This is a genomic window from Lentzea sp. NPDC036955 (assembly GCF_055608005.1).
Genome location: NZ_JBVJRC010000010.1, coordinates 187898 through 203696, shown reverse-complemented (window position 1 = coordinate 203696; position 15799 = coordinate 187898). Strand labels below are relative to the sequence as shown.

The 15799-nt window shown below is 71.5% G+C and carries 19 protein-coding genes; 11 read left to right on the top strand and 8 right to left on the bottom strand.

The genetic code is table 11. The annotated features are described in order from the left end of the window. Positions 1–3: 3 nt before the first annotated feature. Positions 4–654: a GTP cyclohydrolase II gene (gene ribA / locus ACZ7CF_RS32590; RefSeq protein WP_360398002.1), complete on the bottom strand. Its 651-nt coding sequence runs from the start codon at positions 652–654 to the stop codon at positions 4–6. A gap of 75 nt (positions 655–729) precedes the next feature. Here ribA and ACZ7CF_RS32585 point away from each other — a divergent pair, with 75 nt between their 5' ends. Genes ACZ7CF_RS32585 through ACZ7CF_RS32570 form a run of 4 tightly spaced genes read left to right on the top strand, consistent with a single transcriptional unit; the run spans position 730 to position 3830 of the window. Further along, a complete protein-coding gene (locus ACZ7CF_RS32585; protein ID WP_360398258.1) occupies positions 730–1140 on the top strand; it encodes a 6-pyruvoyl trahydropterin synthase family protein in 411 nt (136 codons plus the stop codon). After that, positions 1118–2089: a glycosyltransferase family 4 protein gene (locus tag ACZ7CF_RS32580; RefSeq protein ID WP_360398004.1), complete on the top strand. Its 972-nt coding sequence runs from the start codon at positions 1118–1120 to the stop codon at positions 2087–2089. The genes ACZ7CF_RS32585 and ACZ7CF_RS32580 overlap by 23 nt, the downstream gene beginning before the upstream one ends. Beyond that, a complete protein-coding gene (locus ACZ7CF_RS32575; protein WP_470371373.1) occupies positions 2086–2868 on the top strand; it encodes a class I SAM-dependent methyltransferase in 783 nt (260 codons plus the stop codon). Before ACZ7CF_RS32580 ends, ACZ7CF_RS32575 begins: the two co-directional genes overlap by 4 nt. Continuing rightward, positions 2868–3830, top strand: a complete 963-nt coding sequence (locus ACZ7CF_RS32570; RefSeq protein WP_470371372.1) for a lysylphosphatidylglycerol synthase transmembrane domain-containing protein — start codon at positions 2868–2870, stop codon at positions 3828–3830. The genes ACZ7CF_RS32575 and ACZ7CF_RS32570 overlap by 1 nt, the downstream gene beginning before the upstream one ends. Here ACZ7CF_RS32570 and ACZ7CF_RS32565 read toward each other — a convergent pair. Continuing rightward, on the bottom strand, positions 3744–4436 hold the full coding sequence (locus ACZ7CF_RS32565; protein ID WP_360398010.1) for a creatininase family protein: 693 nt from the start codon (positions 4434–4436) through the stop codon (positions 3744–3746). The genes ACZ7CF_RS32570 and ACZ7CF_RS32565 overlap by 87 nt on opposite strands. Then, entirely contained in the window at positions 4423–5406 is a 984-nt protein-coding gene (locus ACZ7CF_RS32560) for a zinc-dependent alcohol dehydrogenase (RefSeq protein WP_470371371.1), read from the bottom strand. The genes ACZ7CF_RS32565 and ACZ7CF_RS32560 overlap by 14 nt, the downstream gene beginning before the upstream one ends. Before the next feature lie 32 nt (positions 5407–5438). Between ACZ7CF_RS32560 and ACZ7CF_RS32555 the strand changes: the two genes are divergently transcribed. Together ACZ7CF_RS32555 and ACZ7CF_RS32550 are read left to right on the top strand one after the other, a co-directional pair. After that, a complete protein-coding gene (locus tag ACZ7CF_RS32555; protein ID WP_470371370.1) occupies positions 5439–6224 on the top strand; it encodes a CDP-alcohol phosphatidyltransferase family protein in 786 nt (261 codons plus the stop codon). Continuing rightward, on the top strand, positions 6217–6621 hold the full coding sequence (locus ACZ7CF_RS32550; RefSeq protein ID WP_360398014.1) for a DoxX family protein: 405 nt from the start codon (positions 6217–6219) through the stop codon (positions 6619–6621). Before ACZ7CF_RS32555 ends, ACZ7CF_RS32550 begins: the two co-directional genes overlap by 8 nt. On the opposite strand, the gene ACZ7CF_RS32545 is transcribed toward ACZ7CF_RS32550, so the two are convergent. Further along, complete coding sequence (locus ACZ7CF_RS32545) at positions 6599–7264, bottom strand: RibD family protein (RefSeq protein WP_470371369.1); 666 nt, start codon at positions 7262–7264, stop codon at positions 6599–6601. The genes ACZ7CF_RS32550 and ACZ7CF_RS32545 overlap by 23 nt on opposite strands. A gap of 77 nt (positions 7265–7341) precedes the next feature. On the opposite strand from ACZ7CF_RS32545, the gene ACZ7CF_RS32540 reads away from it, so the two are divergent. After that, complete coding sequence (locus tag ACZ7CF_RS32540; RefSeq protein ID WP_470371368.1) at positions 7342–8922, top strand: sulfatase-like hydrolase/transferase; 1581 nt, start codon at positions 7342–7344, stop codon at positions 8920–8922. 81 nt (positions 8923–9003) lie between these two features. Here the strand turns inward: ACZ7CF_RS32540 and ACZ7CF_RS32535 are convergent, their stop codons facing one another. The 3 genes from ACZ7CF_RS32535 to ACZ7CF_RS32525 all read right to left on the bottom strand — a co-directional run bounded on the left by ACZ7CF_RS32535 (position 9004) and on the right by ACZ7CF_RS32525 (position 10866). Next, the gene (locus ACZ7CF_RS32535) at positions 9004–9522 is read right to left on the bottom strand and encodes a DinB family protein (protein ID WP_360398020.1); all 519 of its coding nucleotides are present in this window, start codon (positions 9520–9522) and stop codon (positions 9004–9006) included. 145 nt (positions 9523–9667) lie between these two features. Next, positions 9668–9862, bottom strand: coding sequence for a hypothetical protein (locus ACZ7CF_RS32530; RefSeq protein ID WP_458434166.1), 195 nt, complete (start codon positions 9860–9862; stop codon positions 9668–9670). 35 nt (positions 9863–9897) lie between these two features. Beyond that, complete coding sequence (locus ACZ7CF_RS32525; RefSeq protein ID WP_470371367.1) at positions 9898–10866, bottom strand: peptidase; 969 nt, start codon at positions 10864–10866, stop codon at positions 9898–9900. Between the two features lie 56 nt (positions 10867–10922). Between ACZ7CF_RS32525 and ACZ7CF_RS32520 the strand changes: the two genes are divergently transcribed. The 4 genes from ACZ7CF_RS32520 (at position 10923) to ACZ7CF_RS32505 (ending at position 14157) form a co-directional block, all read left to right on the top strand. Then, a complete protein-coding gene (locus ACZ7CF_RS32520; protein ID WP_470371366.1) occupies positions 10923–11462 on the top strand; it encodes a DinB family protein in 540 nt (179 codons plus the stop codon). A gap of 81 nt (positions 11463–11543) precedes the next feature. Continuing rightward, a complete protein-coding gene (locus tag ACZ7CF_RS32515) occupies positions 11544–12035 on the top strand; it encodes a phosphatase PAP2 family protein (protein WP_470371365.1) in 492 nt (163 codons plus the stop codon). Positions 12036–12043: 8 nt separating this feature from the next. Further along, complete coding sequence (locus ACZ7CF_RS32510; protein WP_360398029.1) at positions 12044–13513, top strand: sensor histidine kinase; 1470 nt, start codon at positions 12044–12046, stop codon at positions 13511–13513. Further along, a complete protein-coding gene (locus ACZ7CF_RS32505) occupies positions 13510–14157 on the top strand; it encodes a response regulator transcription factor (protein WP_360398031.1) in 648 nt (215 codons plus the stop codon). The genes ACZ7CF_RS32510 and ACZ7CF_RS32505 overlap by 4 nt, the downstream gene beginning before the upstream one ends. Positions 14158–14216: 59 nt before the next feature. Here the strand turns inward: ACZ7CF_RS32505 and ACZ7CF_RS32500 are convergent, their stop codons facing one another. Continuing rightward, entirely contained in the window at positions 14217–15797 is a 1581-nt protein-coding gene (locus tag ACZ7CF_RS32500) for a solute symporter family protein (RefSeq protein ID WP_360398033.1), read from the bottom strand. Between the last annotated feature and the right edge of the window lie 2 nt (positions 15798–15799).

The following is a 15799-nucleotide window of genomic DNA, read 5'->3' as shown; positions in this document are numbered from 1 at the left end:
TGCTCACCGCGCGTGCGGCAGCGTGAACGAGTCGACCTGCGGCAGGTCGTGCCCGAGCCGGTCCCGCTTCGCCGTCAGGTACGCGATGTTGTGCGGGTTGGGCGGCATCAGCAGCGGCACGCGGGCGGCGACCTCGATGCCGTTGTCCTCCAGGGCCGCGATCTTGTCGGGGTTGTTGGACATCAGGCGGACGGACCGCACGCGCAGGTGCCGCAGCACGCGGGCGGCGGGGGAGTAGTCGCGGACGTCGACGGGCAGGCCGAGTGAGGTGGCCGAGTCGAGGGTGTCCATGCCGGCGTCTTGCAGCACATGGGTGCGGACCTTTGCCACCAAACCGATTCCGCGGCCTTCGTGGCCACGCAGGTAAACCAGCACGCCGCTGCCCTCGCGGACGATGGTGTTCAGCGCGGCGTCGAGTTGTTCGCCGCACTCGCAGCGCATGGCCCCGAAGATGTCACCGGTCATGCACTCGGAGTGGATGCGGACGAGGACGTTCTCGCGCAGCTTCGTCTTGCCGTAGACGAGTGCCATGTGTTCGTGGCCGTCCGCGCGGAAGGCGATCGCGCGGAAGGTGCCGCGGCGGGTCACCAGGTCGGACTCCGCCACGTCTTCGTCGGTGAAGGCCTGCTCGAACATCTCGGGTCCCCTCGTCACCAGGTTCCTCCCGGGCGGTCAACTACGCTCGGGCCTGACGTCGCACCGTAACCCGGCCGCACAGCGGAGGTCATCCTGTTCAGCATCACCGTCCGCGATCACGTGATGATCGCCCACAGCTTCCGCGGCGAGGTCTTCGGTCCGGCACAACGTCTGCACGGAGCAACGTTCCTGGTGGACGCAACGTTCAAACGGGCTGAGCTCGACGCCGACAACATCGTCGTCGACATCGGACTCGCCACCCAGGAGCTGGGCAAGGTCCTGGCCGCGTTCAACTACCGCAACCTCGACGAAGAACCGCAGTTCGCGGGCATCAACACGTCGACGGAGTGGCTCGCGAAGCACATCGCCGACCAGCTCGCCGACGCCATCGCGGCGGGGGCGCTCGGTGAGGGCGCTCACGGCATCGATGGGATCACCGTCACACTCCACGAGTCGCACGTGGCGTGGGCGAGCTACGAACGTGCACTTCGTACTGCCGGCTGACGTCGCCGATCCGGGCAGTCCCAGCGGCGGCAACGTCTACGACCTCCGGGTCGGCGACGGCCTGCACAAGATTGCCGTCGCTGGTGACTGGCCGCGTCCGCGTGACAGCGGAGCGCTTGAGCAAGCGCTTGCGGGCGTTCCGGACGGGGAGGTGGTCCTCCTCGACGGACTGGTGAGCTGCGGTGTGCCCGAAGTGGTCGTGCCGCACGCACGGCGGCTGCGGCTCGCCGTGCTCGTGCACCTGCCGTTGGCCGATGAGACCGGTCTCGACCCGATGACCGCGCACGACCTGAACGAGCGGGAACGACAGGTCCTGCGCGCCGCCGCAGCTGTCATCGCGACCAGTCCGACGGCGGCGCGTGACATCAAGACCAGGCATGGGCTGGAGCACGTCCACGTCGTCGTCCCGGGCACGGACCCGGCGCCGCCGGCCACCGGCACGGACGGCAAGACGAACCTGCTCTGCGTCGCGTCGATCACACCGCGCAAGGGCCAGGACGTCCTGGTCAGAGCGTTGCAGAGGACGAACCACGACTGGCGGCTGACGTGTGTGGGCCCGCACCGCCCGTTCCTGCACCAGATCCCGCGCGACGACCGCGTCAGCTTCCCCGGACCGCTCACCGGCGAGGCGCTGACCAGCGCCTACGTCAACGCCGACCTGTTCGTGCTGGCGAGCAGGAACGAGACCTGGGGCATGGTCGTCACCGAGGCCCTCGCGCACGGCCTGCCGGTCATCGCGAGCGCCGTCCCGGACGCGCTCGGCACCGGCGGGCTGCTCCTCCCGCCGGGAGACGAAAACGCCTTCGCAGCTGCACTGACGCGCTGGTTCGAAGATCACCGGTTCCGCGCGGAGCTCCGGCGCAGGGCGCGGTCCAGAAGGGCTCATCTGTCCACTTGGGACGAATCTGCGCAGGGCCTGCGGAGGGTGCTGGCTAGTCTGCGGCCATGACCTTCGCGCCGGAATGGCTGGCACTGCGGGAAACCGCCGACGCACGCGCACGTTCGACGGAGCTCGTGGACGTGTTCCGCGGAACTCGGGTGAACCGAACCCCGCTGACGATCCGTGACCTGGGGTGTGGAACGGGATCGATGGGCCGGTGGCTCGCCGGGAAGCTCGGCGGCGTGCAGCAGCACTGGGTGCTGCACGACCGCGACCCCCGGCTGCTCGGCCTTGCGCGGGCGAGCATGAACGCCGTCGAGAACGTCACCGCCGAGACGCGGGAGGGCGACCTCACCGCGCTCACCGCCGCCGACCTCGCGGGTGCCGACCTGGTCACCTGCTCCGCGCTGCTCGACCTGCTCACCGCCGCCGAGGTGAACGCTCTGGCCGCGGCCTGCGTAGGAGCACATGTGCCCGCCTTGTTCACGCTCTCGGTGGCCGGCCGGGTCGAGTTCGACCCGGCCGAGCCGCTCGACGCCGCCTTCCAGGACGCGTTCAACGCGCACCAGCGGCGGGTGGTGGACGGGCGCGCGCTGCTCGGGCCGGACGCACCGGCCGCCGCGCAGGAGGCGTTCGCGGCGCTCGGGGCGGTGGTGCGGACGGCGCAGAGCCCGTGGCGCACGCGTGGTGACGCCCTGCAGCGGGAATGGCTCAGGGGCTGGGTCGCTGCGGCGGTCGAGCAGGAACCCGCACTCGCCCCGGCCGCGTCCGAGTACCTGCGCCGCAGGTCGGAGGCCTCCGCGGTGGTCCACCACGTCGACCTGCTGGCCCTACCTGGAGCTGTGTGATGAAACGTTTCTGGCCGTGGCTCCGCCTGCTGGTGGCGGTGGCGATCCTCGTGGGGCTGGGCCTGCGCCTGGGCACCGGGGCGTTCCTCGACGGGCTGCGCGCGATCGACGCGTTCTCCGTCGCCGCAGCCCTCGCGATCGGGTTCGCGACGACGCTGCTCAGCGCGGGTCGCTGGGTGCTCGTCGCGCGCCGCCTCGGCCTGCCGCTGACCGTGCGGACCGCGGTCGGCGACTACTACCGCGCCCAGCTCGTCAACGCCGTGCTGCCCGCGGGCGTGCTCGGCGACGTGCACCGCGCGGTGCACCACGGGCGCGCGTCCGGTGACGTGGGACGGGGCGTGCGCGCCGTGTTCTTCGAACGGTTCGCCGGCCAGTTCGTGCTGATCGGGATCGGGGTCGCGGTGTTCCTCACCCACCCCGCCCCCGGCCTCGGCTTCGCACCGGACGTGACCACGGTCGCCGTCGTGCTCACCGGTCTGGCGGTGCTCGCCGTCCTCGGCTGGCACGTCGGACCGGTCAAGAGGGTGCTGGTCGACACGCTCGCGGACGGCATCCGGCTGCTGTCGCTCAAGACCTGGCCCGCGGTCGTCGTGCTCTCCGCCGGAGCGGTCGCCGGGTACGTCGCGCTGTTCCTCGTCGCCGCTCGCGCCGCCGGGTCGGACGCCACGGTCACGCAGCTCGCGCCGGTCGTGGTCGTCGCGCTGCTGGTGATGGCGATCCCGGTCAACATCGGCGGGTTCGGCCCGCGCGAGGCGTTCCTCGCGGTGGCGTTCGGCGCCGCCGGGCTGGGCGCCCAGCAGGGGTTCACCACCGGCATCGTCTACGGCGTGCTCGCCCTCGTCGCGAGCCTGCCCGGCGCGGTCGTCCTGCTCACCTCACGGCGCAAGACCGTCGGCCAGGTCGAGGTGATGCCGGAACGACTCGACCAGCCCCGCGAGCACCAGCTCGCCCTTGCGCGCTGAGGCCAGTGACGGCCGCCCGACGACACCGGAGGACGTGTACGGCCTCAGACCCAGGGTGAGCATGTGCCGCCGGTCCTCCGCGAGGTGGTCGGCGGACTCGAAGCCGGGACGGACCAGATCGGGGTGGGCGTGCAACAGGATCGAGGTCTCCAGCTCACCCGCGTGCATGTCGCTGTACGCCGAGGTCTCGATGCCCGCCTTCTCCCGCGCGAACGCCCAGTCGTCGCGGCCGGGGAACAGCGCCATCCCGGTCGACTCCTGCACCACGTTCGACAGCACGTAGTTGCCGCCGTGCGCGTTCACCAGCACGAGGTGCTCCACCCCGTTGTGCCGCAACGAGTCCGCGATGTCCGTGACCAGTGACACCAGCGTGCGCGCGGAGATGCTGACGGTCCCCGGCCAGTCGGCGTGCTCCTGCGAGCAGGAGAACTGGACCGGCGCGAGCAGCCGGACGTCGTACGCCTCGGCGATCCTCGACGCGATCGTCCAGGCGATCACCGCGTCCGTGGCCAGCGGCAGGAACGGGCCGTGCTGCTCGGTGCTGCCGACCGGGAGCACGGCCACGCGCTGCCCGCGGACGTCGGCGGTGGTGTCACTGGGGAACATGGCCCCGACCGTAGTCAATCCGGTGGCACAGCGCAGGAATCTCCCCGGCGGCCAGCTTCGGCATGACCTCGGGCAGCTCCTCGAACGCGCTGGAACCCGTGATCAGCGCGTCGAACCGCTCGTCGGCGAGCAGGTCCAGGGCGAGCGCCATGCGCTCGGCGTACGACCGGTCGGGCCGGCCGACCACGCCGACCTGGCTGCTGCGGATCGTGAGCCGCTTCGAGTGGAAGAACTCGCCCAGCGGCACGGCGACGCGCCGGTCGCCGTACCAGCTCAGCTCGATCACCCGGCCCTCCGGTGCGAGCAGGTTCAACGCCGTGGTGAGCCCGGTTTCCGTCGCGCTCGCGTGGAAGACGAGGTCGCAGCCGTCGAGAGCGGCATCGGGCAGCGCGAACCCGACCCCGAGCCGCCGGGCGACCGACTCGCGGCCGGGGTCGGCGTCGACGAGCTCGACCCGCGCGCCGGGGAACGTCGCGAGCACCGCCGCGATGCTCGACCCGACCATGCCACCGCCGACCACCGCGATCCGGTCGCCGATCAACGGGCGTGCGTCCCACACGGCGTTCACGGCCGTCTCCACGGTCCCCGCGAGCACCGCGCGAGCGGCGGGAACGCCGTCCGGCACCGGGGTGACCGCGGATTCCGGGACCACGTAACGGGTCTGGTGTGGATAGAGGCAGAACACCGTCCGCCCGCGCAGGTCCGCCGGTCCGTGTTCGACGACGCCCACGTTGAGGTACCCGTACTTGACCGGCCACGGGAAGTCACCGTCCTGGAAGGGGGCCCGCATCGTGGCGTACTGGTTCTCCGGCACCCCGCCGCGGTGCACGAGCGTCTCCGTGCCCCGGCTGACCCCCGAGAACAGCGTGCGCACCTCGACCTCGCCCGGACCCGGTCCGGCCAGCTCGACCTGCCGCACCTCCCCTTTTCCGGACTCATTGAGCCAAAAGGCATCCGCCGTACGTGTCACTCACAACACCTCCGCCGCGCTAGGGGCCACTGATGACCACACTCCAGCACACCCGCACCTCCGCCGCTGTCACGCGGGGGCCCCGCGTTCCCCTCAGGGGCACGCGGGAGTCCTACGTTCCCCTCGAACCGGGGGTGTGGGCGGGGGCGCAGGTCGCGTTGCTGGTGGTCGTGGCGGCGATGGTCGGGCTCGGGCCGCTCGGGTGGGCCGCAGGGTTGGCCTACGGGTTCGCCACCTGGGCGTTCCTCGGCTATGGCGTGCAACGGCACCGCATTGCCTCCCTCGGGCCCGCTGACCGGGTCACGCTGGCGCGCGGCCTGCTGGTCGGCGCGGTCACGGCGCTGGTCGCCGACCGCGCGGGGCAGGACGTGCCGGTCGCGCTGGTCGTGGCGCTGGCGGCGGTCGCGTTGTCGCTGGACTGGGTGGACGGCCAGGTCGCGCGCCGCACGGGCACGTCGACCGCGCTGGGCGCCCGGTTCGACATGGAGGTCGACGCGTTCCTGATCCTGGTGCTGAGCGCGTACGTGGCCGTCCACACGGGTCCGTGGGTGCTCGCGATCGGGCTCATGCGGTACGCGTTCGTCGCCGCGTCGTGGAAGTTCCGTTGGCTCAACGCGCCACTTCCGGCCAGCTACGCGCGCAAGGTCGTGGCGGCGGTGCAGGGCATCGTCCTCGTCGTGGCGGCGTCGGGGCTGCTGCCGTTCGCGGGCGTGCTCGTCGGTCTCGCGCTGGTGTCGCTGGTGTGGTCGTTCGGTCGCGATGTGCTCTGGCTGTGGCACAACGGCGCTGCCGTGGTGGGAGAATCCCGCCATGTCTGAGCAGACCTCCACCGCGGCGAAGGTCGGCAACGTCGTCGTCTGGATCTTGCAGATCGCGCTCGCCGTGCAGTTCTTCCTGAACGGCTACTCGCTGTTCACCGACCAGTTCGTCGCGAAGTTCGACGACATCGGCCTCGGCCAGTGGTTCCGGTACTTCACCGGCGTGCTGGAGATCGCCACCGCGGTCGGTCTGCTGGTCCCGCGCATCTGCGGCCTCGCGGCGCTCGCGCTGGCGGGCATCATGGCCGGCGCCGCGCTGACCGAGGTGTTCCTCGTGACCAACGGCGGCCTCGACGACGCGAAGATGCCGCTGCTCTTCATGGTGTGGGCGCTGGTGATCGCGGTCTACCGCCGCGAGCAGGTCCTCGGCGCGCTCAGCCTCGCGAAGAAGAAGTGACCTTCGGGAAGTAGCGCAGCACGGCGACGTCCCCGACCTTCTCGACGTCCTCCAGGTGGAACCGGCGGGCCGGTCCACCGGGGAACTCGGCGGGGTTCACGAAACGCGGGGCCGTCGCCTGCCCGATCAGCATCGGCGCGACGGCCACCCTGACCTCGTCGGCCAGCCCGGCGCTCAGGAACGCCGTGTGGATGCTCGTGCCGCCCTCGACCATCAGCTTCCGCACACCGCGTTCGCCGAGGTCGTCCAGGATCTCGGGGAGTTCGCTGAAGGTCTTCGTCTCCGCCAGGTGTCCGACCGTGGTGACCGGGGCCTGCGAGTACACCAGGCGCTCCCCGCCGCAGTGCCAGAAGCGCAGCCCGGGGTCCAGCCGGCCGCTCCTGGTCACGGTCACCCGCAACGGGAACTCCGGCTTTCCCCCGGCAACCCTGCGCGCGCGCCGCTCCTCGCTGTAGACGAGCAGTCGCGCGTTGTCGCGCCGCAACGTCTCGGCCCCGACCAGGACCGCGTCCGACTCCGCGCGCATCCGGTCGACGTGGTCGAAGTCCTCGGCGTTGGAAAGCGGGAAGCGCTCGGTGCCGCGGTCGTCGATGTGGCCGTCGAGGCTGACGGCCACGCTGAGCAGAACGTGCGGGCGGGTCACGCATCCGATGCTAGTGCAGTTGAACCGGTCCGGGGTCGCGCCGCGTTTAACCCAGGAGCAGGGAAAGGGGAAACTCGGTGCGGACGGTGTTGCGGCGGACGGCCACGGTGCTGGCGGGGCTGTTCGTGTTGTTCGTGCTCATCGCACCGAGCGACCTGGAGAGGTTCACGGTCGAGGCGTTCCTGCGGGTGCCGCTGGAAGGTCTCGTCGGCGTGCTGCTGCTGGTGCTGCTGCCGGACCGGTTCCGTCGGCCCGCCGCGCTCGTCCTCGGTGTGGCGCTGGGGCTCTTCACCGTCGTGAAGGTCATGGACATCGGGTTCGACGCGGTGCTGTACCGGCCGTTCGACCTCGTGCTCGACTGGCCGCTGCTGGTGCCCGCGGTCGACTTCGTGGACGTGACGTTCGGCCGCTTCGCCTCGGTGCTGGCCGTGGCGCTCGCGGTCGCGCTGGTCGCCGGGATCGTGGTGCTGGCCGCGATGTCCGTGCAGCGCCTGGGATCGGTGGCCGCAGGACGGCGCCCGGTCGTCGTCCGGGTCGTCGCGCTGGCCGTCGTGGGGTGCGTTTCCCTTGCGGTGCCGGGAGTCCCGGTCTACTCCGACGCGGCGGCGACCTCGGTGGCCGACCACGCGCGGCGCTTCCAGGCGGGGCTGCGCGACCAGGACGTGTTCGCGAGGGAGGCCGCGGTCGACGCGTTCCGCGGCCGCCAGGGACTGCTGTCGGCGTTGCAGGGCAAGGACGTCGTGTTCACCTTCGTGGAGAGCTACGGCAAGTCGGCGCTGGACCTGCCCGACGTGGCCGCGAAGCTCGCCGACGGCGGCGCACGGCTGAACGCCCGCGGGTACACCGCGAAGTCGGCCTACCTGACCTCGCCGACCGCGGGCGGCGGCAGCTGGATGGCGCAGGCGACGCTGCTGTCCGGGCTGTGGATCGACAACCAGCAGCGCTACCGCAACCTCGTGGCGAGCGACCGGCTCACGCTGCCGCGCGCGTTCCGCGAGGCGTCGTGGCACTCGGCCGGCGTCGTGCCGGGCATCACGCAGGCGTGGCCGGAGGGCGGCTTCTTCCACTACGACGAGGTCTACGCGGCGCAGGACCTCGGCTACACCGGCCCGCGCTTCGGGTACGCGACCACACCGGACCAGTTCACGCTGGAGTCGTTCCAGCGCAACGTCCGCGGGAAGCGGCAGGGCCCGGTGATGGCCGCGATCCCGCTGGTGTCCTCGCACGCACCCTGGTCGCCCACACCGGACTTCGTCGACTGGGACCGCCTCGGCGACGGCGCCGTCTACGCCGGCATGCCCGCCTCGGACGACCCGCCCGAGGCGATCTTCGGCCGCGACCCGGCCGCGGTGCGCGCCGACTACGCGCACTCGGTGTCGTACTCGCTGGAGTCGGTCGTGTCCTACCTGGAGCGCTACGGCGATGACGACCTGGTGTTCGTGTTCCTCGGCGACCACCAGCCCGCGCAGGTGGTGACCGGTGAGGGCGCCTCGAAGGACGTGCCGGTCACGGTCGTCGCCAGGGACCCGGCCGTGCTGGAGCGGGTCGGGGAGTGGGGGTGGGACGACGGGCTCCGTCCGGGCGCGACGGCACCGGTGTCGCGGATGAGCGACTTCCGCGACCAGTTCCTCTCGACGTTCTCCCCGCCGGAGGCGTAGCCGGGGTGCGCCCGAACTCGAGCTCCTCCGGGCCGCGGCGCCGACCGCGAGCCCGGACCGTCGTCCCCCGGACCGTCGTGCTCAGCCCATCGTCTTCTGGCCGTCGATGGTCTCGCGGATGATGTCCGCGTGGCCGGCGTGCTGCGCGGTCTCGGCGACGATGTGCACCAGCACCCGCCGCGCCGACCGGGTCGCGCCCTCGGGGAACCACGGCGCCGTGGGCAGCGCGTGCGTCAGGTCGAGGTCGACCGTCTCGACGAGTCGGTCGGTGTAGGCCGCGACCTCCTGGTAGCGGGCCAGAACGCCCTCCAGCGTCTCGCCCGGCGCCATCCGGAAGTTCGCGGCGTGGTTCTCGTAGTCCGTCGACTCGTGGTCGACCTCCATGGCCGACGTGCCGTGCTCGATGAACCGGACCCAGCTCTCCTCGACCGTCGCGACGTGCTTGATCAGGCCGCCGATGCACAGCGCGCTGGCCGTCGGGCTGGACGCCGCCTGCTCGTCGGTGAGGCCCTGCGCGGTGAACGTCAGGAACCAGCGGTGCTGCCGCAGGCTCTCGAGCAGGTCCGCGCGCTCGCCGGTGAGGATCTCGGTGGTGGTCATCGCCTGTGTCCTTCGCTCGTTTGTCCGACACGAAGGACTCTATGACCACTTGAGGTCAGCTTGTGTCCTAGACGAACGCCGCTCAAGCGGAACTTGAGCGGCGTTCGAGCGACAGGGCGGTGACGTGGTCGTCACCGTCGGTGGTTCACCGGTTCAGGTAACCGTCGTCCGGGCGATCGACCCGGCCGCCGCCCTCCTCGGTCTCCTCGACGTGCATGGCGGTCTCCTCGGGCGCGGTGACGTGGCCGCCCTCGCCCGCCGCGACCGCGACCGCGTCCGGCTCGTCGTCGACGGGCTCGCCACCGCCCTCGGGCGTCGTGAACTGCTGGGGTTCGGTCATGCCCTGGTGGTTTCCGGTGATCGGGGCCCGCAAACTCATCGGCAGTGCAGCCGCACGGCCGTGTCCCGGCCGCCGCCGCGCAGCGTGGCGAGGTTCGCGCCGGTCAGCCCGAGCACGGCCTGGGCGGTCGCACGGGTCGCCGTCGCCGGGGTGAAACCGGTCGCGTCGAACGCGATCGCGCCCCGGTCCGCGACCGGTGCCGAGCAGCCGACCTGCAGCGATCGCAGGTACGCGCGGGCCTTCGCCGCGCTCTGACCGGACAGCACCTGGGCGGCGAGGCCCGTGCTGTTGGCGTTGGAACCGGACTGGGCGCTCGGGAACCCGCCGTCGGCCTGCTGCCGGCCCCGCAGCCACGTCAGGGCGCTGCCGGTGGGCCTGCCGGTCGAGCGCAGGGCCTGGACGACGATCGCGGTCGCGTCCACGTCGCTGACGCACGGCGAGGTCTCGAACGCCACCGGGAACCCGCCGTCGGGGCACTGGCTCGCCGCGAGGTACCCGGCGGCCTTGCCGTCCTTCAGCGCGATGACCCCGTACGACTGCGTGAACGCGTTGGAGAAGTCGCCGAACTGCGACCGGTCGGTGTAGCGGCCGGAGGGCGCCTGCAAGGCCGTGAGCCCGGCGAGCAGGTCACGCCCGGCGAACGCCCGCGGGTCCTTGCCCTTCACCCGTGCGGCGACGGCGAGCTTGGCGTGCGCACCGGCGTACGCCTCGCCGTCCGTGCCGAGGTAGGCACCGGCGATCTCCGGCTTCGCGAGCCACGCGATGGCCCGGTCGGCGTGGCCGTCGGCCGAGCGGGCGGCCGAGAACGCGAGCACCGCGTCGATCGTCAGGCCCTGGTCCGGGTACTTCACGCCACCGAAGTCGGTCTCCAGCCGCTCGCCGTCCACCAGCTGCGCGGCCAGCCACCCCGCGGCGGCGTCGACGCGGTGGGCGGTGCCGGCGTGGGCCGGGACGGCGGTGACGAGCGAGACGCCGACGACGGCGGCGACGATGAGTTTCTGCACGCTCCGACACTCTCATCCCGCTGCGCCCCACCGGCGGGTTTTGCGAGACTCGTCGCATGATCGCCGACGACCTGCGCCACTACCTCCAGCAGACCCGCGACTCCGTGGTGTCCTCTTTGGACAGACTGGCCGAGTACGACGTGCGCCGCCCGCTCGTGCTCAGCGGCACCAACCTGCTCGGCCTCGTCAAGCACCTGGCCGGCATCGAGCTCGGCTACCTCGGCGACTGCGTGGGCAGGCCCGCTCCGGTCGTGCTGCCGTGGGTCGAGGACGGTTCGATCTGGGAGGGCGCCGACATGTGGGCGAAACCGGACGAGAGCCGCGAGTACCTGCTCGACCTCTACCGCACGGCCTGGCGCCACACCGACGAGGCGATCGCCGCGCTGCCGCTGGACGCACCCGCCTCCGTGCCGTGGTGGGCCGAGCACAAGCGGCAGACCACGTTCGGGCACCTGCTGGTCCGCGTGGTCTCGGAGACCGCCCACCACGCCGGGCACTGCGACGTCGTGCGCGAGCTGGTCGACGGCCGCAACGGCGCCGGCAACCCGCCGGAGTACTTCGCCCTGGTGGAGCGCATGGCGGCGCAGACGCGCTGACGGCCACCCTGCCGAAAGTTAAGGTGCACCGGTTCCGAACGCCAGAGGTGCGCGGGCGCCGGGCTTCGTAGGTTCGACCGGGTGACTTGGCTGACTGTGGGTACCGACGCGGTGCTCGGTGTGTTCGCTCTGATGTTCGCGTTCCTGTGGTTCCGCTTCCGGTTGCGGGCCGTCCTGGCCGGAGCGGGGGTGGTGCTGGCCTACGCGGTCAGCGAGGTGGTCAAGCTGCTGGTGCGCGAGGACCGGCCGTGCCGGACCAGGCCGTCGCTCGCGGAGTGCCCCGAGGTGGGCGACTGGTCGTTCCCCAGCAACCACTCGGTGATCGCGGGTGCGGCGGCGATGGCGATCTGGGCCATGCACCGCGCGCTGGGCTGGGTCGCGGCGGTGTGCGCGCTGGCAGCGGCGGCGTCGCGGGTGGTCGTGGGTGTCCACTACGTGCACGACGTGCTGGCCGGGCTGACCCTCGGTGCGCTGGTGTCGTGGGGGATCGCGGTGCTGCTGACCAGGGTGCTGCCGAAGCGGCGGGCACTGCCCGACGACGCGCCGACCGTGGTGATGAGCCGGCTGGGATGATGGGCCCCGTGTGGCTGAGGCTGGTCCTGTGGGTGTGCGCGGCGCTGCCGGTGGTCGCGGCGGGCGTGACCACCAGGGCCGGGCGCCTCGCCGGGTGGGAGGTCCTGCTCTACCTCGCGGTGCTCGCGGCGGCGTTCGCCGCGGTGCGCCGCAGACCCGCTGTCGCGCTGGGCTCGGCGCTCAGCGCGTGGCTGGTCTGCTACCTCGTGCGCGTCGAGCTCGACAGCGCCACCGGTGTCCTCGCGCTGGCCCCGGCGCTCGCGGCCACCAGCTTCTTCGCCGGCCGGTACGCGCGTGACCCGAGGGTCGGCGCGATCACGCTGACCGTCGCGGAGGTCATCGGTGTGGTCGTGGCGCTGGTCGACCGCGGTGGCTCCGACACCGCCCTCGCCGTCACGTCCGGCATCGGCGTCCTGGGCGTGGTGCCGTGGGCGTTCGGGCGGTTCCGCCGCCGGTACGCCGAGCTGCAGGAGGTCGGCTGGGAGCACGCCGCGTTGCTGGAACGCGACGCCGAGAACGCACGTAACGCCGAACGCGCGCGCCTGGCCGGTGAGATGCACGACCTCGTGGGCCACGAACTGGCCAGAGCCGCACTGCTCGTCGGTGCGCTGGAGCTGGAACCGGCGCTCTCACAACAACAACGCGAGGCCGCCAGGACCGCGCGGGCCAGCGTCACCGCCGCCGCGGAACGCCTCGCGGACGTCATGCAGGTGCTGCGCGCCGACGCGGACGAACCGGTCACGTCGGTCGAGGAGGTCGTCAGCCGCTCCGGCCTGCGGGTGGCGCTCGTCAACGACCGCACCGAGCCGCTGGACGGGATCATCGCGCGGACCGTGCACCGCGTCGTCGCCGAGGCGCTGACGAACGTGATCAAGCACGCCCCCGGCGCCGACGTCAGCGTGCGCCTCACCGCGAACCTGGAGCTGCGCGTCACGAACGGTCCCGCGCCGCGGACGCAGGCCGTCGGCAGCGGCAAGGGCCTGGTGGGCCTCGCCGAACGGGTCGCGCTCGTCGGCGGCTGGTTCGAGGCGGGCCCGTCGGACGACGGCGGGTTCGAGGTCAGGGCGAAGCTCCCGGAACGCCCGCGCGCCCGCACCACGCCCACGCACGTGCGCCGCGAACGCACGGAGGAGGAGATCCGCCGGACCGCCCGCCGAACCGTGCTGATCACGTCGGTGGTGTGCGCGGGCATCGCGATCGGCGTGCCGGGCTACATGGTGTTCGACGCGGCGACGTCCGTGCTCACCCCGCAGCAGTTCGACCGCGCCCAGCCGGGGCAGCGCGAGGACGACCTGGACCTGCCGCTGCGCACCCGCGTCGACAACCCGCTCGGCGTCACCGCACCGCCGGGCACCGACTGCCGCTACTACAGCACGCACCCCAACCCGTTCGACGGCGACCGCCACGACCTGCACCAGCTGTGCTTCCGGGATGATCGGCTCGTGTCCAAGCTGTGGCTCGCGAGGAGGAGCGGTTGATCAGGGTCGTGCTCGCGGACGACGAGCCGGTGGTCAGGTTCGGCGTGAAGGCCGTGCTCGCGACCGCGGGGGACGTCGAGGTGGTCGCGGAGGCGGAGAACGGCAGCCAGGCGATCGACCTCGTGGCCCGCCACCGGCCGGACGTGGCCGTGCTCGACATCCGCATGCCGGTGTTCGACGGGCTGGACGCGGCGAAGGTGGTCCGCGAGTGCCACCCCGGCACGAAGACGCTGGTGCTGACCACGTTCGCCGACGACGCGTACATCAGCAGGGCGCTGGGGGAGGGCGCGGCCGGGTTCGTGCTCAAGACCGGTGACCCGCAGGAGATCATCGCCGGTGTGCGGGCGGTCGCGAGCGGGGGCGCGTACCTGTCGCCGCTGGTGGCCAAGCGGGTCGTCGACCGCCTCTCCCGCGCGCACCCGCGCCCCCTGGCGCAGCAGCGCATCGAGGTCCTCACCGCCCGCGAACGCGAGGTGCTCGGCCTGCTCGGTGCCGGCCTGTCCAACGCCGAGATCGCGTCCCGCCTGCACGTCGTGGAGGGCACCGTGAAGGTCTACGTCAGCACGATCTTCCGGCAGCTGGGCGTCCGCAACCGCGTGCAGGCCGCGATCATCGCCCACGAGTCCGGCATCATCCCTGCCTGACCGGCGTCTGCAAGTACCACCAACTCCCAGTTGGTGGTACTTGCAGACGCCGGAAAAGGTCAGGTGCGGGCGCCGATGCCGGAGATGGCGCGGACTTCCATCTCCGCGGCCAGTGCCGCGTTCTCCGGCTCCCGCTTTGAGAAGATCGTCGCCAAGAACCCGCACAGGAACGAGAACGGGATCGACACCAGGCCGGGGTTGCCGAGCGGGAACCACGCGAAGTCGACGTCCGGGAAGATCGACGTCTTCGCACCGGACATCACCGGCGAGAAGATGATGAGCACCAGGCACGACCCGAGGCCGCCGTAGATGCTCCACAGCGTGCCGGTGGTGTTGAAGCGCCGCCAGAAGATCGTGTAGAGGATCGTCGACAGGTTCGCCGACGCCGCCAGCGCCAGTGCCAGCGACACCAGGAACGCCACGTTCTGGCCGTTCGCCGCGATGCCACCGATGATCGACAGCACGCCGACCACCACGGCGGTGAGGCGGGCGACCTTGATCTCGCGGCGTGGTTCCACGTTGCCGCGCTTGATCACGTTGGCGTACACGTCGTGCGCGAACGAGGCCGACGCCGCGAGGGTCAGACCGGCGACCACCGCGAGGATCGTCGCGAACGCCACGGCCGACACGATGCCGAGCAGCACCGCGCCACCGATCTCGAACGCGAGCAGCGGCGCCGCCGAGTTCTCACCGCCCGGTGCCGCGGCGATCTTGTCGGTGCCCACCAGTGCCATCGCGCCGAAGCCGATCACCAGCGTGCACAGGTAGAAGATGACCATCGTCCAGGTCGCCCACACCACGGAACGGCGCGCCTCGGCGGCGTTCGGCACGGTGTAGAAGCGCATCAGCACGTGCGGCAGCGACGCGATGCCGAGCACCAGCGACAGCGCCAGTGACACGAAGTCCAGTTTGGACATCGCGCTGAAGCCGTACTTGGCGCCGGGGTCGAGCACCGCCGCCCCGAGCTCGTTGTGCTCGGTGGCCTGCTCCATGATCGCGGACAGGCTGAAGCCGAACTTGCCGAGCAGGAAGACGCTCATCAGCGTCACGCAGAGCAGCAGCAGGACGGCTTTGATGATCTGCACCCACGTCGTGCCCTTCATGCCGCCGACCAGCACGTAGAGCACCATGACCATGCCGACGACCGCGATCAGCAGCGCCTGGCCCCACTTCGAGGACACGTTGAGCAGCAACGCGATCAGGCCGCCCGCGCCCGCCATCTGCGCGATCATGTAGAAGAACGAGATCACCAGCGTCGCGTTCGCCGCCGCCGCGCGGACCGGGCGCTGCCGCATCCGGAACGCCAGCACGTCGCCGACGGTGAAGCGGCCGGTGTTGCGCAGGCCCTCCGCGATCAGCAGCAGGCCGACGAGCCACGCGACGACCCAGCCGACGGAGTACAGGAAGCCGTCGTAGCCGTGCGCCGCGATGCCGCCGGAGATGCCGAGGAACGACGCGGCGGACAGGAAGTCGCCCGACAGCGCCACGCCGTTCTGCGCGCCGGTGAACGAGCTGCCCGCGGCGTAGTAGTCCGACGCCGTCACGTTGCGGCTGCTGAAGCGGTAGACGATGTAGAGGGTGATCAGGACGAACACCGCGAAGACGCTGAGGTTCAGCACCGGGTTGCCGGTGGTGGGCATGC